Here is a 20,398-nt window from a genome sequence, read left to right as displayed (position 1 = left end):
GCTCACCCCTCCGCCAGCAGATCCTCCGACCAGGCCCGACCGTCGAACGGGGTCAGGTCTTCGGGGCGTTCGCCCACACCGACGAACCGGATCGGAATAGCCAGTTCCCGACGCAGCGCGACCACTGCCCCACCCCGCGCCGTGCCATCCAGCTTGGTCACGATCAATCCGGTCGGGCGAACCACTTCGGCGAACTGCTTCCCCTGCTGCACGGCGTTCTGACCCACCGTGCCATCCAGCACGAGCAGCACTTCGTGCGGAGCACCAGGGAGCTTCTTGGCCACCACGCGAACTACCTTGCTCAGTTCGGCCATCAACCCTTCCTGTGTGTGCAGCCGGCCAGCGGTGTCGATCAGTACCACGTCGACACCGCGCGCCATTCCGGCTTCGACCGCGTCGAACGCGACCGCCGCAGGATCACCGCCCGATGCCCCCGAGACACAAGGAATCCCTAGCCGCTCGGCCCACGTTTCGAGCTGGGCGATGGCGCCAGCACGATAGGTATCGGCCGCGCCGAGCAGGACGCGCTTCCCCTGCTTCGAGAGCCGGTACGCCAGCTTCGCCACGCTCGTGGTCTTGCCGACACCATTGACACCAATCACCAGCACGATCGTGGGGCCGCTCGCTGGAGCTGCCAGCATCGCAGGATCGCCGTTACCCGCCAGCATGCTCGCGAGCCGGTCCACCAGCGCTGCGTGCAGGTCGGTATCGTTCTTGACCTTTCCCTTGCGAACTTCGCCCTCGAGAAAATCCACCAGCTCGAGCGTGGCAGGAACGCCGAAGTCTGCTTCGAGCAGGACGCGCTCGACCTGCTCGAGATCGTCTGCCTTGAGTCCGCGCGCAAGTGCACCCACGTCGGTGAGCGCCAGTCGCTTGATCCGCTGCCAGATTCCCAGCTTGCCGCCAATTGCTCGCGCCATTACTCCACTCCCTGGTCAGCGCAGCCCGAAGCGCCGACGTAACAGCCATTCCGTCACGAGGCCCAACGCGGCGAGGGCGAAGAGCCACCATGCCTCTCGCAGCGAACGGGGGAGCGGAGTCGGTGTAACCGTCGCAGTGTGTGCCGGCAGGGAAATCGCCGCTGGCAACAACTCGACCGAGAACGGTTCGACACCGAACGCCCCAGAACCTCCCCCATCAAGCGTGTAACGATAGTGACCCACCGGCAGCGCGAGGGTGGCTTCACCACTCCCGTCGAAACGCAGGGTATCGTGAAGAGTCGCGCCGTCGCTGTCGAGGCGCGCTGGAATCGGTGTGGCCGCACCCGAACCGGTCCAGCGGAATCGGACCGGTCGGCCGCGCTCGGTCACACTTGCCACCGGCAAGGCGCGCGCGCCATCGACGCCTGGGGCCGCCAGAAGCCACGAGGCGGTCCCGGCAATGAGCCCGCGCCAGAGTTGCTCGCTCACACCACCACGGAACGCCCAGCGATAGAGGCCATCAGCGCCGAGCACGGCCGTACGCCCCCCGGGCCCATCGCGGCCCACGAGCACCGGCACCTCGGCCCCACGCCGCGACAGACGGGCGGTCGCCCCGACCCAGCCCGTTCCCGTCGGCGCGTCGAGCACAGTGACCGCACTTGCCGGGGCGAGCGAATCGATCGGTGCGCCGACGAACGCTCCCGCAACCGGCGACGCACCAGCGGCACCCAGGTACCAATCGCCTGAAGTTTCTCCGGGCGCCCAGAGCAGGCGTGCGCGTCCAGCGGTCTGCCAGGGTGCGGTGACACCACGCACAGCGAGCAGATCAGCACTCTTCGCGGCCGCGGTGACTTCGGCGACCGCGACCCGCCGCAGGTCATCCATTCGACGCCAGGCACCGGGTTCGAGCTGGACATAGCCACGCACCGGGACCTCGACCACTTCACGGAGCGTGCGGTAGAGGAAGCGAGCATCCCAGTCGGGCGTCGCGGCCAGCACAACGACGCCGGGCGTCGGTGTGATGGTGAGGAGCCACCAGCGGATATCGTCGCCCGGTTCCGCGTCGGCGCCACCGGCGCGCGCGACCTCGAGCCACTGCACACCCGAGAGACCAGCCGGCAGGGCGCCACTGAAGCGTATCCTGCCACGCAGGGCGCCGGCAAAGCGGATCGTACCATGCAGCAGGACACTCTTCCCGTTGCGTACTTCGATCGCGACCGAATCGGGCGCGTCCGCAGTTCGCATCGCTTCAACTTCGATGGCGAGAGTATCACCGGCGCTCAACCGCGCCGGCGCCCGGAGTTCCACGACGGCAATATCAGGACCGCGAGTTCGCGGCGTGACGCGCACGCTGATCGCTTCGCGTGTCGTGGCAGGAATTGCGGCGGTGTCGGCGATCTCGCCGTCGGTGACCACAACGACCGGCCTCCCGCCCGCGAGCGCCCCAGTGAGCGCGTCGGCCAGCGTTGCGTGCGCGCCAGGCTCCCCCGGCGCGAGTTCGCCAAAGGTCGTCGTGTCGCCGAGAGTAGCTGCCAGCGCCGCCGCCGTTTGCGCGTGCCCGCCCGCGGCGTGCATCGATACCGAATTGTCGAGTAGTACAATGGCTCGTCGGCCGAGCACGCGGCCCGCAATACCAGGATCAAGCAGGAGCAGCACAAGGGCCGCGATCGCCAGCGCGCGTGCGAACGCCGCCACGCGCTCCGGCCAGGCGTCGAGCCGGTCGCGCCAGCTCCACCACGCCGTCCCCGCACCGACAACCAGCGCGACCAGCAGCGAGACGATGACCGGCAACGTCATCCCGCCGCCTCGAGCGCTTCACGCAGCGTGAAGCGGCCCTCGTAGAGCGCACGCCCCACGATGGCACCACCGAGTCCGGCGGCAGCGATGGTGCGCAGGTCATCAAGCGTGGCAACGCCGCCGGAAACGATGAGATCTGGGTCGGGTGCCGTTGCAAGTGCCGCGGCGATGGCCAGCGATCCGGTGATGTCGGGCCCGCCGAGCATGCCGTCGCGCGCAATATCGGTCGCGATCACGGTCCCGATTCCCTGATCGGCGACCCGCCGCGCGAGATCGATCGCGCGGATCGGCGAGAGTTCGGTCCACCCGCGCAACGCGACGATGCCATCGCGCGCATCGATGCCGACAGCGACCTGCCTGGCGCCAACTTCATTCACCATGGCGTCGAGCAATTCCGGCTGTTCGACCGCCGCCGTGCCGACCACGACTCGGCTGACCCCAAGGGACATCAGAGCCGCCGCGCGCGCGAGCGATCGAACACCGCCACCGACTTGTACGCGCGCACGCCCTGCCACCGCGCCCACAATGGCCGCAACCGCGGCGTCGTTCTCGCCACCACCAAAGGCGCGATCGAGGTCGACCACGTGTACCCATCGGGCGCCGTCGTCGACGAACGCGGCAGCCTGCGCCGCAGGGTCGCTCCCATACACCGTCTGGCGTTCAGCCTCGCCCTGCGACAGGCGCACGACGCGGCCACTGCGCAGGTCGATAGCAGGATAGAGGTCCATCAAGATGCGGAGGAGCTACCCGGCGAGTGGCGACGAGTTGCCCGGCGCACGGCGGCCGAGCAACTGGAGCAGGACATCGCGCTGGGAACGGAACGATGCGAGGGAACTCCCCGGCAGCGGAGCGCCAGCCTCGCTCTTGATCGAGCGCGGATCTCGCGCGACACCGTCGACGCGGAATTCGTAATGCAGATGCGGTCCGGTGGCGAGCCCGGTCATCCCGACGCGACCAATGACCTGTCCCTGCGTCACGTGCATCCCCGGGTGCAGTCCCGTCGCGATGCGCGAGAGGTGACCGTACCGAGTGGTCACGCCATCACGGTGACGAACCTCGACCAGGTTGCCGTAGCCGCCACCATAGCCGGCGCGCAGCACCGTGCCGTCACCGGCCGCGCGAACTGGTGTTCCCGTGGCGGCAGCGTAGTCGAGCCCTTCGTGCTTGCGCATGATTCCGAGCACCGGATGGAAGCGTGCCCGCGAAAAGCCACTCGAGATGTAGCGGAACTCGACCGGGGTCACCAGGAACGAGCGCTTCAGCGCCTTCCCCTCGCCATCGTAGAACGCTGCAGCCGTGCCCGCTGCGCCGAAACGGAAGGCATTGAGCGTCTTGCCGCCGAGCACCAGTTCGCTGGCGAGGATGCGCCCGAACCGGACCTCGCCCTCTTCGGAGACCAGCCGCTCGACGACCGCAGCGAAGCGATCGCCCGGCTGGATGTCACGCGAGAAGTCGACCGTCCATTCGTTGACATCGGCCAGCTCGTTGACGAGGCGCACCCGCTCATTGTGATCGAGCGTTGCTTCGCTGACCTCGCGGTCCATCGCTGCATAGAGGTTGCTCTCGATCCCGGCGCCGACCCGAATGGTATCGGTTGCCCAGTAGATCGGTACCGCCTCACCCTTCCACTCGCCGCTCGACGCGCGAACGAACCGCACCCGCTGCTCCGGGGTCGGTCGGAACTCAACGTGGGTTGGCTCGTCGGTGTCGGAATTGCGCCGCACGAAGAACTCGAGGCCCGCGCGGATCCGGCGTGGATCGAAGCGCACCACGCTCGCGAGGGTCGCGACATTCAAGCCGGTAACGCCCTGACGTGCCAGCAGGGCCGATACGGTCTCGCCACTCTGCAGCGTGTCGCGAACAATCCGGAACGGATTGGTCACCACAATCGGGCGGGCAGTCGGGACATCAGTCAGACGCGTCCAGGGCCATTCGCCGCGGACCGCGAACATCGCGGCCGCGCCGAGAACGGCAACGGCGATGGGAAGCTGGAGTACGCGTCGTGAAAGCATCAGTCCATTTGCCGCCGGATAAAGGTCGGAATCTCCATATCGGACACATCAGGTGCTGCCGGTCGTGCGGGCGGCGCCGGTCGGACAAACGGCACCGCTTGTGGTGCCGGGGTGCTCGCGGCCGGTATGGTCGTCGGCGCAATCGGCGTCGAAGCCACATTCGGTTGCGGCCGGCGCGGCGTGAACGGGAGCACCTGCCCCGGCACACTCCGCTCCACCACCGGCTCTCCGGTCACGGCACGATCGAAGCCCGTCGCGATCACCGTAACGCGAACCTCACCCACCAGGCGCGGATCGCTGCCCGCACCGAAAATGATCTGGGCATCATCACCCACCGCATCGTGGATGATCTCGCTGATCTGCGTTGCCTCACCGAGCGTCAGGTCGTCGCCGCCGATGATGTTGATCAAGACACCGCTCGCGCCATTGATCGACACGTTGTCGAGCAGTGGCGACGAGATCGCCTGCTGTGCCGCCTCGAGTGCCCGATTCTCGCCCCGCCCGATGCCGGTGCCCATCAGCGCGGCGCCACCGTTCTGCATCACGGTACGCACATCGGCGAAGTCCACGTTGATGATGCCCGTCGAGGTGATGAGCGACGCAATCCCCCGCGTTGCATTGAGCAACACCTCATCGGCCTTCTTCAATGCATCCTGAAACGGGATCCCCTTGCCGACCACGGCGAGCAGTCGTTCGTTCGGTACGACGATCATCGTATCAACGTTTCGACGCAGCTCCGTGATCCCCATCTCGGCCTGCTTCATCCGCTTCCGTCCCTCGAACAGGAACGGCTTCGTCACGATTCCGACGGTCAGCGCCCCGATGTCCTTGGCGATCTGGGCGATGATCGGCGCGGCACCCGTACCGGTGCCGCCGCCCATGCCGCAGGTCACGAAGACCAGGTCGGCACCCTGGAGATGCTCGAGCACCTCGTCGCGATTCTCTTCGATGGCCTGACGACCAATCTCGGGGCGTGCCCCGGCACCGAGCCCGCGAGTCAGCTTCTTCCCGATCTGGACCTTGAGGTCTGACCGTGAGCCCGACAACGCCTGAGCATCGGTGTTGACCGAGATGAACTGCACTCCGGCCAGGTGTTCCTCAATCATACGGTTCACGGCATTGCCGCCACCGCCGCCGACGCCAACGACCTTCATCCGGGCGTTTTGCGCCGACTGCTCCTCGAGCTCGAAAATCATCCCATCGACCATACCGCCCCCCCGAGGACCGGTCAGAAGAAATCCTGCAACCACCGCTTTACTGGCGCAAACATCCGCTCGACCGCCGGTGACGTGCGACCACCGGCGCCAAACCCGCCCCCGAGGGCGACCTGACGTGCACCGTAGAGGGCCAATCCGACCGGTACCGCGAAGCCCGGCGAAGCGACCCTGTCCGTAAGCCCACGCAATCCGTCGGCCGGAACGCCGATCCGGACCGGCGCCGCGAAGACATCGCGGGTGAGCTCGATCATTCCCGGGGCCGCCGCAGCCGCCCCGGTCAGGACGACCCCCCCCGGCAGCCCTGCCATGGCCCAGCCACTCCGGGCAATCTCATCGAAGGCCAGCTCCATCACTTCCTGGAGCCGCATCCGCATGATGTGCGCGACCAACTGCCGGGGGGCATGCCGGGCAGGGTGGACCCCGCTCGCAGGCAGTTCGATCACCTCGTTCTCCGAGACGACCGACTCGTACGCTGCCCCCCACGTCTCCTTGATCCGCTCGGCCTCGGCCTGCGTCACCTGCAGCCCGTGGACGAGGTCGGCGGTGACGTGTCCCCCGGCAAAACGGAGGGAGGCCGAGTGGCGCAGCTTGCCACCCTGAAAGATGGCGACAGTGGTACTCCCGCCGCCAAGTTCGACCATCACCACCCCGTCCTCGCGCTCCTCGGGGCTGAGGACCGCCAGCGACCCCGCCAGCGGCTCAAGGACGAACTCGCCGACGTGCCACCCCGCCTTCTCGATCGCCTTCCGCTGGTGAGCCAGCGCGCTCGACCGGGCGGTAATGAGATACACCTCGGCTTCGACCCTCTCACCGGTCATCCCGATCGGATCGGCGTAGCCGGGCTGTCCATCAACCCGATAGTCGTGCGGAATCGCGTGGAGGAGTTCCTGATCGTGCCCGAACGAAACGTTGCTGGCAACGTCATTGACGCGTGCGAGGTCTGAGGTCCGGATCTCACTGCCAGGGACGCTCGCCACACCGTGCGAAACACGTTGCGAGATCTGTTCGCCCGCGACCCCGCAATAGACGGTCCCGACTTCGATCCCGGCGACACGTTCGGCATCGGTCATCGCCTTGTGCACGGCGCGAACGACTTCCTCGAAATCACGGATTACTCCGCGGCGCAACCCGGTCGACTTTTCGACGCCGACGCCGAGGATGCGCAGCCCCCAGGAACGGGAATCACCAGTCACCTCACCGATGAGTCCAGTCACCTTGGTGCTGCCGAGATCAACTGCGGCGACGAGCCGCTGCACTGGTACGGTCACGCGGAACCCTTCCGGACAAAGACCCGGTCCTGATATCGAGCGTCGATTTCACGCCAACTGACAGACTTGCGGTCAAGGTAGTCGCGCACCGCCGAGATGGCGCGGAGGGTTGCGGCGGTCGCACCGACGCGCAGGCGGACCCGGTGTGGCCCCTCGTCGAAGAGCACATCGCCACCCTCGCGATGCGCTCGTTCGATCCGCGCGAACCAGCCGGTGTCGGTTGTCATCACGCGAGTCAGCACGGCCGCCGTGGCCGAGTCCGGCTCGGCGATGGGAAGCGAGACGGGGACACGCGCCGGATCGAACGGCAACACACGCCCCCGCTGATCCAGCAGGACGAGTCGTTCCGACTGCGCCGCGAGCGCCACCGGCGTCGCTTCGAGGAGCGTGACGCGCAGCGTGCCGGGCATCCGCTTCTCGACCGAGGCCGCGACCACCCCTGGGATGGCTTCGGCCGCCGCGAGGATTGGAGCAATCGGATCGGCGATCGAGGCATCACGCGCGAGCAACAAACGTCGGACGACTTCATCCCGGTCGAGATAGCGCAGGCCGGTGACCTCGATCTCGTGGACCCGGAAGAAACGGGCGCGGTGCAGGATGCGCGGCGCAGCAACCGCTACCGTGGCGGACACAGCCAGCACGAGTGCAGCCACCAGCACCTTCACGCCGCGCGTCACCGTGCCTCCAGAATGGCCCGCACCTCGGGACCGACCCTGGTGATATCGCCCGCGCCGAGAGTGAAGACGACATCGCCCTCGCGGAGCAAGCCGGCGACTTCAGTGGCGAGTGCGCTCCGCTTCGGCTCATACAGCACGAAGGCACCAGCGGCGACGGCGGCATCGGCCACCAGCTTGCCGGTGATTCCTTCCATCGGCTGCTCACGCGCGCCATAGACATCGGCCACGACGACAAGGTCGGCCGCGGCGAGCGCACGCCCCATCGCTTCGCCGTGCTCGCGGGTGCGCGAGTAGAGGTGCGGCTGGAAGACAGCAACAAGACGATGGTCGGGGTAGGCCTGACGCGCGGCCGCCAGCGTGGCGACCAGCTCGGTCGGGTGATGGGCGTAGTCGTCGACGAACTCGACACCTGCCACGACGCCGCCCCGCTCGAAGCGCCGGCCGACGCCGGCGAACTCGTGCAGCGCTGTCAGTACCGGCTCAAGTGGCGCACGAAGCGCGAAGGCAACACCGAGCGCCGCCGTCGCATTGCGAAGGTTGTGAACGCCTGGTACTTGCAAGTGAAGCGTGACCCGCTGGGCATCCGGAAAGGTGACGTCAGCGATTGACCCGCTCGCGCTGAGGTCACGCGGTACGACGAGGATGTCCCCTTGCTCGACCCCGAAGCGCCACGCTTTCGCCCCGATCGCCTGCGCGACTCGATCGCTCCCCTGGTCTGCCGTGCCGACGAGCACCCGGTCGGCGCGGCGCGCGAATTCGACAAAGGCGCCCTCCATCGCATCGACCGACCCGTAGCACTCGAGATGATCCGGCTCGACGTTGTTGATGACGGCAATCGTCGGCTGCAGCGTCAGGAAGGCCTGATCGTACTCATCCGCTTCAACGACGAAGAGCGTGTCGCCATCCAGCAACGCGTTGCCGCCCCAGGAGCCAACTCGCCCACCCGCGAGTCCGGAAGGGTGTAGCCCGGCCGCTCGCAGCGCTTCCGTCGTCATCACGGTGGTGGTCGTCTTGCCGTGCGTTCCGGCAATCGCCACGAGCGTCTGACCATTGACCAGGGCCGCCAGCGCTTCCTTGCGCGGGACGACGGGAATACCGGCGATCCGCGCCGCGACGAGTTCAGGATGATCCTGTGCGGCGGCGGCCGTCACGACCACCGCGCGCGCACCGAGGATATGAGCGGCATCGGGACCGAGCTGCGTTCGCGCGCCCGCGCGCTCAAGATCGGCGAAGGCGGTGTCCTCGACATCACAACCGGTGACTGCCACGCCGCGACGACGCGCGGCAAGTGCGAGCGCACTCATCCCTGCCCCGCCGATTCCGACGAAGTGGAGTGGTCTGGGGTCGGCCGGATCGAAGAGGGAAGCCACGAGGCGCGAAGAATAACCGATCTACCTCGGCGGATTCACCTGTCAATCTTCTCGACAATTGTGCTACCGCGAAAAAGGAGAAAGGGAGCAGATCACCGCAAAAAACCACGATTCGGAACCGACGTGAGCATCGGTGCCCTGGGCGAGGGGTCTCCGCGGGCTGTGGAAAACGATGCAACCGGATGCTGTCAAATAGTTTAGGGTACCAGCTAAAGCTTTCCGAATTTTTGCCGAGTGTCGACCTTCTAGACGCTTAGCTTAACGACAGTCGCCGATGTCAGATGTGGATAGACTACGTAAGTTATTGTTTAGTAGGATGTTAACTATCGCCATTTCGACGCGGCACACCTCCTGCCCTTGCTGTCTAACAACGCGGCGCCTCCCCGTATCGCCACGCTATTTCACCCACAACGTCTCAGAGGGAAACACCGTAATGTCGAATTTCTATGCAGCTGCTGGCCGGCGCATCAGCGCGCTCTTCGCCCTGGCCATTGTGGCCACCCCCATGGCTGCGCAGAGCGCCTCGATCACGGCAACCGCCACGGTCTTCCGCCCCATCACCATCTCCGGAGCCCGGAACCTCGATTTCGCCAATGTCTTTCCTGGCGTCAACAAGAGCGTCGCGGTCTCTGCCGCCACCAGTGGTCGGTTCGACATCGTCGCTGAAGCGAGTCAGGCCGTCTCCCTGACTTTCGCCCTCCCCACGACGCTGGCGAGTGGCGCCAACTCGCTCGCGATCGGCAGCTGGAATGGCTGTTGGAATGCGACCAACACGACCTCGGGGTGCACCACCTTCACGCCGTCGGCGTCGGCCTCGAACGCCACCGTCGGCGGCGCCACCAACCTGTATGTCTTCGTCGGCGCGACCGTCTCGCCGACGGCGGCTCAGGTCGCCGGGGCGTATACCGGCACAGTCTCACTCACCGTCGCCTACTTCTGACCTCGGTGTGGATCGCGCGCAGTGGGGTGAGATCTCTGGTCGCGCTGCTCGTCATGTTGACGATGACGCAACGCGGCGTTGCCCAGGCCACCGTGCAGGGCCAGCAGGGACTCACCTTCGGGTTCAACCTACCGGGAGTGAATCGCACCATCGCTCCGACCGACGCGGTCAACGCAGGACGATTCTATGTGAGGCATCGGGTAGGCGGACAGGTTCGGCTCACGTTTACGCTGCCGACCACGCTGGTGAAGAGCGGCGGTGCGACGCTGAAAGTCGCCTACTCATCGACCTCAGCTGCGATCCAGACGATCGGCACCGGCAGTACCACGACGACGTTCAATCCCGGCAGCAGCAAGACATACAGCTACACCACGTCGCCGGACATCTTCGTGAAGATCGGCGGGACCGTGCAACCGAAGAACAACCAGCAATCCGGTGTCTACACCGGCACCATTACACTGACCGTGGCGGTACTGCAGTGACTCGATTCACTCGCTGGACACTCGCCCTCCTTGCCGCAGCGCCATCCGCTGCAGCCGCGCAAGGCGCCAGTATCGCCCCGCATGCCGTGGTCATTGATGATCGGCTGCGTTCGAGCACGGTCACGCTCTACAACCCCGGGGCGCTGCCGATCGAAGTCACCGTCGGCACGGCGTACGGTTTTCCAGTGACCGACAGCACCGGCCAGTTCACGCTCCGCTGTCTCGACGACTCGACCACCGGGTCGGCCTCGCGCTGGATCACGGCGTATCCGCGGCGGTTCACGCTGCCCCCGCTCGCACGCCAGACCGTCCGTTTGCTCGCCCGGCCGCCGCAGGAGTTGTCGGGCGGCGAATACTGGGCACGACTTGCCGTCACCACCCGCGCTGCCAGCACGCCGGTCGAGCGCACCGACTCGGCCGGGATCCAGGTCGGCCTCGCTCTCGAAGTCCGCACGCTATTGCCGATCTACTATCGCAAGGGACCAATGACCACCTCACTCTCATTTGATGCTGCCTCCGCTTCGCGCCTGGAGGACTCGGTGGCGTTCCGGCTCCTGATGCACCGTGATGGCAATGCCGCATTCATCGGCCAGGTACACGCGACGCTGGTCGACAGCGCCGGGCGCGTTGTGCGCGAAGGCCGACTCCCGATCGCCGTCTATCAGTCGGCTGAGCCTCGCCTGCAGTTCCCGTCTGCCGGCCTTGGCGCAGGTCACTACCGCCTCCGCCTCGAAGCCCGGACCGAACGCCCGGATGCCGATGTCGGCGCGCTGATTCAGGCGCCCCCTGTTCGCGCTGAATTCGACATTCTCCTCTGATGCTCCGGTGGTTGGTAGTACTGACCCTCCTTGCGGGGGCAGCCGAAGGCTTGCCTGCCCAGCAGGGGAATCGGTACACGACCACCGCGACTCCGGACGAGGCGACGCTGGTCGAAGTCCGGATCGGACGGCTCGCCAGCAAGACGATGACGGCGTACCGGCGCAGCGGCGATGCACTGCTACCGATCCATGAGGTGCTGCGACTCGCCGAGATTGCGGCCACCGATCTCGGACCGTCGCGGCTCACGTTCCGCTCCACCCTCACAGGCGAATGGGTCATCCTCGACTTCGCGCCGGCACCGAACCAGCACAGCAAGCGAGGCGTGCGGGTTCCAGCAGGCTCGTCGGCCGTCCTCGGCGGCGAGCCCTACATCTCGAGCCGGTTTCTCGGCGGGTTGATCGGCACCGACCTGCAGGTCGACTGGGAAGACCTCACGGTGACGCTGCTCGACCCCGACGCGCTGCCAATTGCGCAGCGTGCCCGGCGCGATGCCCTTCGCCAGGCTGCTGCACTCGCCGACGATGCGACCATGACCCCGGTGGCGATTGCCCCGGCGCCATCGCACCTTTCCGGGCTGGTGATCGACTACGCAGTCGAATCGCCACTACAGCACTTCTCGACGCGCGATGCCAGCTGGAATCTCGGTGGTGGCAGTGAGCTGCTCGGTGGCGGGATCACCGCAACACTTTCGCACAGCGCGGGTGGCGGTCAGAGAGTGGACGCGAGCTGGCTCAAGGCCTGGCCGTCGGCAACGGGGATCGCCCAGCTGGCCATCGGTGATGCGGTCACCACCGGGCCCCACGCGCGCACGGCGCGCGGCTTTGCGGTCTCGAATGCGCCGCTCGCTCGCCCCGACGACTACGGCTTGCTGCCGTTCGGTGGCAACATCGCGCCGGGGTGGGACATCGAAGCGTGGCGCGGCGGCCGGCTCGTTGCCGAAGACTCCGTCGATGCCTCGGGGCGCTTCCGGCTCGATGTGCCCGTCCAGTATGGCGAAAACGCGGTGGAGTTCGTCGCGTACGGCCCATTCGGCGAAGTGCGACGCTTCTCCCGGGCATGGGGTGTCCATCCCGATGCGGTCGCGAGTGGTCAGCTGATCTGGGGTCTCTCTGCCGGCGCGTGTCGGAGCGACCGCTGCAATGCGACGCTGAACGCAGACCTGCGCCTCGGCGTGCATCGCGGCTGGACCGCCCGCGCCGGCATTGAGCAATTCTGGCGCGGTGATGCGGGCCGTCTCTCGCATCCCTACCTGGCGCTCTACGGCGCGGTGACGCCCGGGCTCGATGTCGACCTGACGACTGTCTCGCGCGCCGTCACCCAGGCGACGCTGACCTGGTCGCCCACGCGCTCGCTTCGCACGTCGCTCACCGCGGCACAATACGACACCAGTGTAGTCGATCCCCTGCTCACACCACTCGCGCGTCGAGACCAGGTCACAGCGACGATCGGCTGGCGGCATGGGGCGACATCGCTCGACGCCAATCTCGAGCGGTACCGCAGCGGCGACGGCAGCGCAGTCGGGGGCCGCATCGCGCTCTCGACCGGCATCGGCCGGCTGCAATGGCTGGCTTCCGTCCGTGCCGACCAGAGCCGGAGCGGCAGCGGTCCGCGCACGGGGTCGCTCACCGCGGGACTCGACGCCTTCGCCGCGTCACTCGGTTCGGGGATCCTGCGACGGGCGACCATTCGCGCGGGAATCGATTTCTCCAGTCTGGCCGGGAGCGATCAGTTCCGCCTCGCGACCGGCGTCGGAGTAAGCCGGAACGTCCGGATCGAAACCGGTGTATCGTGGCGCGCTGGCCAGCGCGGTGCCCACTTCACCCTGTTGATGGTCGGTGACCTGCCATCGTTCCGTACCACGACGTCGATAGACCAGAGCCGCACCGCCTCGGTCCAGCAGAGCGTGCAGGGCTCCCTGGTCGTCGACGCCACACGCAATCGTGTCGTCACGCGCGCCCAGCCCGCGCTCTCGCGCGGCGGACTCTCCGGTCGTGCCTGCATCGACGCCAATGGCGACGGCCGCTGCGTTGCTTCGGAAGAAGGGGTTGCCGGGTTGCGCGTGGTGGCGGCGGGCGTCGCGACAACGACCGATGCCGATGGCCGTTGGAACATCTGGGACCTCACCCCTTACACGGCGACGCGCGTGTCGATCGACACGACCTCGTTGTCAGCGCCGTATCTGGTGCCGCCGTTTCGCGAGGCGATGGTGACCCCCTCGGCGAATCGCTTTGTCACGCTCGACTTGCCCTTGTCTGTCGGCGGTGTGGTCGAAGGCACGGTGCAACGAAACGATGGTGCCGGAGTGTCCGGCCTGCTGCTGCGCCTGACACGCGCCGGGAGCGCGGAACGAATCTCGCTGCGCACTTTCGTGGACGGTGGCTTCTATGCGGTAGGGCTGCGACCAGGAACCTGGACCCTTACGCCCGATGCGGGCGAACTCGACCTCCTCGCGATGACCTCCGCGGCAGTGCCGATCCGGATCGTCACGAGCCCCGACGGCGCGATCGTCGACGGCGTGCGGCTCCGTCTCGAGCCGCGCGCCACAGCCGCGCACTGACTCAACGGCGCCGGGCTACCGCGATCGGTCGGAGTGAAGTGCCGCGGCCACTGCCGACGCGATCGCCAGCATGGAGTGCCACGGTGCCGTTCACAATCACTGTGTCGATCCCGACGGGGTACTGGAACGGCGCTTCGAAGGTCGCCTTGTCGTTGACTGTGGCGGGGTCGAACAGCACGACATCGGCAGCCGCTCCCACGACCAGCTGTCCGCGGTCGGCGAGATGCACCCTTGCTGCCGGCTGAGCCGTCATCTTGTGGATGGCCTGCTCAAGCCTGAGGACCTTGCGCTCCCGCACGTAACGCCCGAGCACGCGCGGAAAGGTTCCCAGCGATCGCGGATGCGGTGAACCGCGGCGGGTGGGTCCATCGATCGCCACCGCTCCGCCATCGCTGCACACCATCCCCAGCGGGTGAGCGAGGATCCGCTCAAGGTTGGCTTCGCTCATCGCGAAGCCCACCATGCCGACATTGCCGCGACTCCGCCGCAGCAAGTCCATCGCGAGCTGGAACGGGTCTACTCCAAGTTCCTGGGCCACGCTGCCGAGGCGCTTGCCGACAACCACGCTGTCCTGCGTCGCGCGCACGCCGGTCACCAGGACGTTCTCCCAGCCCCCGATCGACGCCACCTTGGCGAGCGCCTCCTGACGTACCCGCCGTGCAACTGTGCTGTCGGCGAGTCGCCCGAGAAACGCATCAGTGCCGCCGTCGCGACTCCAGACGGGAAAGAGATTCGTGAGCCCGGTCTGGTAGGCGAGGTAGGGGTATCGATCGAAGGCGACATCGAGCCCGGCGCGGCGTGCGGTGTCGATGTGCGCAAACACGGCATCCAGTTTGCCCCAATTGGCCGGGCCCTGCGTCTTGAGGTGCGAGATCTGCAATGGGCACCCGGCGCCCTGGGCCACGGCGATCGCTTCGTCGACCGCCTCGAGCAGTCGGTCGTCCTCGTTGCGCATGTGCGTCGCGTACGGCAGCCGGCGACGCGCCAGGGGCCGACAGAGCGCGATCAGTTCCTCGCGGGACGCGAATGCTCCAGGCGTGTACTCAAGTCCGCTCGAGGCACCACACGCCCCCTCGACCAGCGCTCGCTCGACCATCGCCGTCATCTCGGCCAGCTCGCTCGACGTCGCGGGGCGATCCCCTGCCCCGATGACCTTGCCACGCACCGAGCCGAGCCCGATCATCGCCGCGACGTTGACGCTGGGCCTTCCCTTGTCGAGCGCAGCAAACATCGAGGTGAACGAGCGATCGTCGATACCGACGGCGCGAGAGTCACCATCCTGGCCCGCAACGATAGTCGTGATACCCTGCCGGATGAGCGACTCGGCACGGGGGTCCTGCTCGAGCGATCCGTCTCCGTGGGAGTGAATGTCGATGAAACCCGGCGCCACGGCGAGATCGCGTGCCGCAAACTCTTCCTTCCCTCGCTCGGGGATCCGCGCCGCGATGCGCGCAATGCGGCCATTCGCGATCGCCAGATCGCGAACCACCCCGGCACGCCCCAGGCCATCGTATACGGTGCCACCACGAATCACGATGTCCCACGTGGCGCGCCGCACGGGAATTCGCGGAAATGCTCCGAGGGCGAAGAGGGCCGAGCCACTGGAAGCAAGAAAGGACCGTCGGGAGTTCGACATCGGAACGCGCTCCGGGTTGCTGCGTGGGTGGTGCGATTACCCCTGCGCGGCGAGCTGTACCACGCGTCGGGCAATGGCGGCGGCCGCTTCGGGTCTTCCCCGTGATCGCGCCGCGGTAGCAATCGCTGCGCGACGGCTTCCGTCGATGAGTAGGTGGTCGAGCGTCTCGCCGAGCTTGTGCGCGGTAAGCCCGCCCTGCTGGAGGAGGACAGCGGCGCCTGCACTCGCGAGCGCCGACGCGTTCCGCGTCTGATGATCGGCCGCCGCGGTCGGTAGCGGAATCAGTACCGAGGGAATTCCCCAGGCACAGAGTTCGGCTATCGTCATCATTCCCGCCCGTGCAACGCAGAGATCGGCGACCGACCAGGCATCGGCCATCGGCTCGAGAAACGGCGTCACGGTAACGTGCGGCGGATGGTGCAGCGCCGCAAACTCCTCATACGTCGCTCGCCCCGTGGCCCAGATCACGTGCGCCTCTGCCGCCCCTCCGGCGCCGAGCCAGCTTGCAACGAGGCGATTGATGGCGAGGGAGCCCTGACTGCCGCCGGTCACCACCAGCACCGGTCGCTGGTCGGAGAGTCCGAAGCGCAGCATGGCTGCGCCGCGCCGTTCAGCGTCCGGCGGGACGATCGGCGCCCCGGTCACCATCGCACGCGCACGAGCCGCCGGAGCGAGCGCCTCGATCGCCTCGGGCGTCGCCGTCCAGATTTCCCGCACCCGGCTCGACAACATTCGCGTCGCCAAGCCGGGGTGGACATCCAGTTCGAGGATGCCGGTCGGGATGCCCTGCCGCGAAGCCGCCCACACCACGGGTCCGCTCACATAGCCGCCAGTACCGATCACGGCAGCGGGCTGTTCGTCGCGGAGCAGGCTGCGCACTCCTGCAACCAATCGCGGCCCCTGCACCAGCCAGCGCGCGTTGCGCCACCACTGACGCCGGTAGAACGGTTCCAGCGGAAGGAGTCGATGCGGTAGCCCTCGCTCCGGAAGCACCGCAGCTTCGATGCCTCGTGTCGCTCCGGCGAACACGAGGCGCCATGACGGTTCCAGTCGGCCCACCTCTGCCGCGATCGCAAGCGCGGGCATCAGGTGGCCACCAGTCCCGCCGCCGGCAAAGAGAATCGTCGTCATTTCTCTCGCGCGGGCCGACCCCGCCGTCGCCCGATGCTCACCAGTACTCCGGCCGAGAAGAGGCAGAGAATGAGGGAGACCCGCCCGGCCGACATGAAGGGCAGCGTGAGCCCCGTCGCCGGCATCAGATTGGTGACGACGGCCGCGTGCATGAACGCGGACACGCCGATGCCAAGAGTGATCCCCGAAGCCAGGAAAGTGCCGAACGGGTCGCGCGCCGTCTTGGCTATCCGGAAACCCATCCAGCAGAAGAGCCCGAAGCAGATCCCCACGAAGATCACGCCAACGAAGCCCCATTCCTCGGCGACGACCGAGAAGAGGAAGTCCGAGTAACTGAACGGCAAGTGCCCGAGCTTGGCGCTCCCGCGGCCGAACCCGAGGCCGGTGACCCCGCCACTCCCGATACCGATCAGCGAATTGCAGACCTGATCGATCGCGGCGCATGGCTCGGAGAACGCCAGCAACCGCTTGGCGCGCACCGGATCGATCGCCATGATGGCGGCGAGCCCGCCCAGCCCGATGGCCACCGGTGCCAACAGATGTGGAATCCTGGCACCTGCCGTGAACACAATCGCGATGCAGGTCGCAGTAAGTACGACCGCCATTGTCACCGAAGGTTCAACCAGAACAAGGCCGGCAGTTCCCGCAATCACACCGACGATCGGCAGAAAGCCTTCTCGCAGGTTCCGGATCTTCGTTCCCATTTCGGCGAGCCGCATCGAGACCCAGGCTGCGAGCGTAAAGCGCGCAATCTCTGAAATCTGGAGCTGGATGCCGAGGCGGAGCCAGCGCCTCGCGCCAAGCTTCAGCGGGGCGATTGCTTCGACAAACCCCGGCGCTCGTTCCTTCCGCCAGATCAGCGCGGGGATCGCGAGGACGATCAGTCCCGCAAGGGTGGCGTAGAGCAGCGGCTTGGCGAGGCGGCGCCAGAGCTGGTAGTCAGTGTAGGCCGCGATGATGAAGACCACGCCGCCCACCAGCGCGGCGAGCGCCTGCTGCGTTGCCTCGCGATAGGAGGTGGCGAGATAGGTGCCGGCTGCGAGACAGTTCGCCACACCGAAGCCCGTGAGCGTGAGCGTCACCACGGCGAGCAGCCGGGTCTCCCAGCGGAATTCACCGGGGTGACGGACCGACGGGCCGCTCACATCGCCTCGACGAGCCGGCGAAACGTCGCGCCGCGCTCCTCATAGTTCTTGAACATGTCGTAGCTGGAGCAGGCCGGCGAGAGCAGCACCGCGCCGCCTCTGGGCGCGAGCCTCTTGGCCACGGCGACAACTTCCTCGAAGGCGCCAGCGCGCACCACCTGGACGCTCGCCGCGAGATCCGCCTCGACCAGGTCACCGGCCTCGCCGTAGGCCACCACTGCGACACAGTGCGGCTTCAGTGCAGGAAGGAGTCCGGTGTACGGCTCACCCTTGTGACGGCCACCAAGCAGCAACACATAGGGGCGCGTCATTGCCTGCAGCGCAACCATCGTCGATGCGATATTGGTGGCCTTCGAGTCGTTGATCCACAGCACACCATCAACCTCGCGCACCGGCTCGACCCGATGACTCAGGGCGCGGAAGGCTCGCAGGCCTGCAGCAATCGCCTCGTGCCCTACGCCCGTCGCGTGCGCCGCGAGCGAAGCCGCGAGGGCATTCGCCACGTTATGATCGCCCAGCAGCGGCAACTCGCTTCGCGGCAGCAGCGCTCGGCCCGCAAGCATCAACAGTTGTGCCTCGTGATCGAACCAGGCGTCGGCGGTTGCACCTGAGCGCGTCGTGAACGCGAGGTGTCGCCCCTGCACGCCGCCGACCATCACCCGCGAATCCTGGTCATCGAGGTTGCTCACCCAGATCGAGGATGGTGAGGCGTTGGTGAAGAGCCGGGCCTTGTCGAGATAGTACGCGTCGATACCGGGATAGCGATCGAGGTGATCGGCGGCGAGGTTGGTGAGGATGCCAACTGTCGGAGCCAGATCGGGCATATCGTGCAGTTGGAAAGACGAGAGTTCGACCGCCAGCCACTCGGGACGCGGCTCCTGCAGCGCGACCGCGGAGAGCGCCAGACCGATATTGCCAGCGGCCACACTCGCCCGCCCCGCGCCGCGGAAGATCTGGTCGACGAGTGCTGTGGTGGTTGTCTTGCCATTGGTGCCGGTGACCGCGACGTACGGGATCCCGGCGAGCGCATCGAGGCCGAGCTGCGCCTCGGCGAGCACGGGCACAGCGGCAGCCAGCGCCGTTCGCACCACCTCAGCTTCCGGGGGAATGCCGGGCGAAAGGATCAGCGCCTGACATTTCGCGATGCGGAGCAGATCGTGCCCCTCCTGCGCGGCATCGGAAGGATAGACTGCGATGCCGAGCGACTCGAGCAGTCGCACCGCAGCCATCCCGCTGCGCCCCAAGCCGGCCACCGCAACCTCGCGGCGATCCTGCTGCCAGACAGTGAGGCGACTCATCGCAGTTTGAGTGTGGCGAGCGCCGCCAGCGCGCAGAAGATTCCGAGGATCCAGAACCGGACCACAACGGTGGTTTCAGCCCAGCCAAGCTTCTCGAAGTGATGATGCAGCGGCGCCATCCGGAACACCCGATGGGAATCGGCGTACTCGCGACCGCGCGAATGCTTGAAGTACTTGTACACCGAGGTCTGCAGCATCACCGACACCGCTTCGGCCACAAAGACGCCGCCGACGATGACGAGCAGGAACTCCGACTTGAGGAGAATCGCCATCGTCCCGAACGCGCCACCGAGCGCGAGCGATCCAGTGTCACCCATGAACACCTTCGCGGGGTGGGCATTGAACCAGAGGAAACCCAGGCAGGCGCCCATCAGGGCAGCGCAGAAAACGGCGAGCTCACCCGAGCCGGGCAAGTAGAAGAGGTTCAGGTAGCCCGTGGTATCAATTCGGCCGAGAACATAGGCGAAGAACGCGAATGCGCAGGCTCCGATCATCGAGAGCCCTGTCGCGAGCCCATCGAGCCCGTCAGTGAGATTGACCGCATTGGAAAAGCCGGTGACCACGCCAGTCACGAAGAGCACGTAGAGCCATGGGGCGAATGTCACGAGGAGATACTTGAAGAACGGTACCGTGGTCGCCGCAGCCGGAATGGTGGCCGGTGGCACCACCGGGAACTTCACCAGCATCACGCCCAGCGTGATACCGAAGGAGACCTGCCCGATCAGCTTCCACTTGGCCACGAGACCGCGCGGACGCCCCTCCACCACCTTGAGGTAGTCATCGATGAAGCCGATGGCGCCGCACCAGAGCATCGCGATGACCGTGACCAGCACGAACCGGTTCGTGACCGGCGCCCAGAGCAGCGTCGGGATCACGGTGGCAGCGATGATGATGAGTCCGCCCATCGTCGGCGTGCCACGCTTGACCTGATGCGTCGCCGGCCCTTCGGCGCGGATGACCTGACCGACTTTCAGCTCCCGCAGCTTGGCAATGATCCCCGGCCCGACCACGAAGGCGATCAGCAGGGCCGTGACCATCGCGCCCGCCGCCCGGAACGAGATGTAGTTGAACAGGTTGAACAGCAGGTTCGACTTGCCGAGGGGCGCGAGAAGATGGTAGAGCATCTGGC

The 20,398-nt window shown here is 66.7% G+C and carries 17 protein-coding genes; 4 read left to right on the top strand and 13 right to left on the bottom strand.

From position 1 onward, the window contains the following. Positions 1-2: 2 nt before the first annotated feature. From ftsY to murC, 8 genes are read right to left on the bottom strand one after another with little or no spacing between them, the layout of a single operon-like run. Positions 3-920, bottom strand: coding sequence for a signal recognition particle-docking protein FtsY (ftsY, locus tag V4558_16490; GenBank protein ID MES2307101.1), 918 nt, complete (start codon positions 918-920; stop codon positions 3-5). A gap of 15 nt (positions 921-935) precedes the next feature. Further along, entirely contained in the window at positions 936-2,717 is a 1,782-nt protein-coding gene (locus V4558_16485) for a hypothetical protein (protein MES2307100.1), read from the bottom strand. Further along, complete coding sequence (gene hisA / locus V4558_16480) at positions 2,714-3,445, bottom strand: 1-(5-phosphoribosyl)-5-[(5-phosphoribosylamino)methylideneamino]imidazole-4-carboxamide isomerase (GenBank protein MES2307099.1); 732 nt, start codon at positions 3,443-3,445, stop codon at positions 2,714-2,716. Before hisA ends, V4558_16485 begins: the two co-directional genes overlap by 4 nt. Before the next feature lie 15 nt (positions 3,446-3,460). Then, a complete protein-coding gene (locus V4558_16475) occupies positions 3,461-4,729 on the bottom strand; it encodes a M23 family metallopeptidase (protein MES2307098.1) in 1,269 nt (422 codons plus the stop codon). Beyond that, positions 4,729-5,925 carry a cell division protein FtsZ gene (gene ftsZ, locus V4558_16470; protein ID MES2307097.1) on the bottom strand — a complete coding sequence of 399 codons (1,197 nt, stop codon included), beginning with the start codon at positions 5,923-5,925 and terminating at the stop codon, positions 4,729-4,731. Before ftsZ ends, V4558_16475 begins: the two co-directional genes overlap by 1 nt. A gap of 32 nt (positions 5,926-5,957) precedes the next feature. Continuing rightward, complete coding sequence (ftsA, locus tag V4558_16465) at positions 5,958-7,214, bottom strand: cell division protein FtsA (GenBank protein MES2307096.1); 1,257 nt, start codon at positions 7,212-7,214, stop codon at positions 5,958-5,960. After that, on the bottom strand, positions 7,211-7,891 hold the full coding sequence (locus V4558_16460; protein ID MES2307095.1) for an FtsQ-type POTRA domain-containing protein: 681 nt from the start codon (positions 7,889-7,891) through the stop codon (positions 7,211-7,213). Before V4558_16460 ends, ftsA begins: the two co-directional genes overlap by 4 nt. Beyond that, entirely contained in the window at positions 7,888-9,261 is a 1,374-nt protein-coding gene (gene murC / locus V4558_16455) for a UDP-N-acetylmuramate--L-alanine ligase (GenBank protein MES2307094.1), read from the bottom strand. Before murC ends, V4558_16460 begins: the two co-directional genes overlap by 4 nt. A gap of 433 nt (positions 9,262-9,694) precedes the next feature. Here murC and V4558_16450 point away from each other — a divergent pair, with 433 nt between their 5' ends. The 4 genes from V4558_16450 to V4558_16435 are packed head-to-tail and all read left to right on the top strand — an operon-like array spanning position 9,695 to position 14,059. Continuing rightward, positions 9,695-10,201, top strand: a complete 507-nt coding sequence (locus V4558_16450) for a hypothetical protein (GenBank protein MES2307093.1) — start codon at positions 9,695-9,697, stop codon at positions 10,199-10,201. 26 nt (positions 10,202-10,227) lie between these two features. Next, entirely contained in the window at positions 10,228-10,683 is a 456-nt protein-coding gene (locus V4558_16445) for a DUF4402 domain-containing protein (GenBank protein ID MES2307092.1), read from the top strand. Further along, entirely contained in the window at positions 10,680-11,501 is an 822-nt protein-coding gene (locus tag V4558_16440; GenBank protein ID MES2307091.1) for a hypothetical protein, read from the top strand. The genes V4558_16445 and V4558_16440 overlap by 4 nt, the downstream gene beginning before the upstream one ends. Next, on the top strand, positions 11,501-14,059 hold the full coding sequence (locus V4558_16435; protein MES2307090.1) for a hypothetical protein: 2,559 nt from the start codon (positions 11,501-11,503) through the stop codon (positions 14,057-14,059). The genes V4558_16440 and V4558_16435 overlap by 1 nt, the downstream gene beginning before the upstream one ends. Position 14,060: 1 nt before the next feature. On the opposite strand, the gene V4558_16430 is transcribed toward V4558_16435, so the two are convergent. The 5 genes from V4558_16430 to mraY are packed head-to-tail and all read right to left on the bottom strand — an operon-like array spanning position 14,061 to position 20,393. Next, positions 14,061-15,695: a D-aminoacylase gene (locus V4558_16430; GenBank protein ID MES2307089.1), complete on the bottom strand. Its 1,635-nt coding sequence runs from the start codon at positions 15,693-15,695 to the stop codon at positions 14,061-14,063. Between the two features lie 36 nt (positions 15,696-15,731). Beyond that, positions 15,732-16,826 carry an undecaprenyldiphospho-muramoylpentapeptide beta-N-acetylglucosaminyltransferase gene (gene murG, locus V4558_16425; protein MES2307088.1) on the bottom strand — a complete coding sequence of 365 codons (1,095 nt, stop codon included), beginning with the start codon at positions 16,824-16,826 and terminating at the stop codon, positions 15,732-15,734. Next, positions 16,823-17,971 (bottom strand): FtsW/RodA/SpoVE family cell cycle protein, encoded by a 1,149-nt coding sequence (locus V4558_16420; GenBank protein ID MES2307087.1) that lies wholly within the window; start codon positions 17,969-17,971, stop codon positions 16,823-16,825. The genes murG and V4558_16420 overlap by 4 nt, the downstream gene beginning before the upstream one ends. Beyond that, entirely contained in the window at positions 17,968-19,269 is a 1,302-nt protein-coding gene (murD, locus tag V4558_16415) for a UDP-N-acetylmuramoyl-L-alanine--D-glutamate ligase (GenBank protein ID MES2307086.1), read from the bottom strand. The genes V4558_16420 and murD overlap by 4 nt, the downstream gene beginning before the upstream one ends. Further along, entirely contained in the window at positions 19,266-20,393 is a 1,128-nt protein-coding gene (mraY, locus tag V4558_16410) for a phospho-N-acetylmuramoyl-pentapeptide-transferase (GenBank protein ID MES2307085.1), read from the bottom strand. Before mraY ends, murD begins: the two co-directional genes overlap by 4 nt. Positions 20,394-20,398 lie beyond the last annotated feature (5 nt).

Source organism: Gemmatimonadota bacterium, assembly GCA_040388535.1.
In the GTDB taxonomy this organism is placed as follows: Bacteria; Gemmatimonadota; Gemmatimonadetes; order Gemmatimonadales; family GWC2-71-9; genus Palsa-1233.
This window is presented reverse-complemented; position numbering and strand designations above follow the sequence as displayed.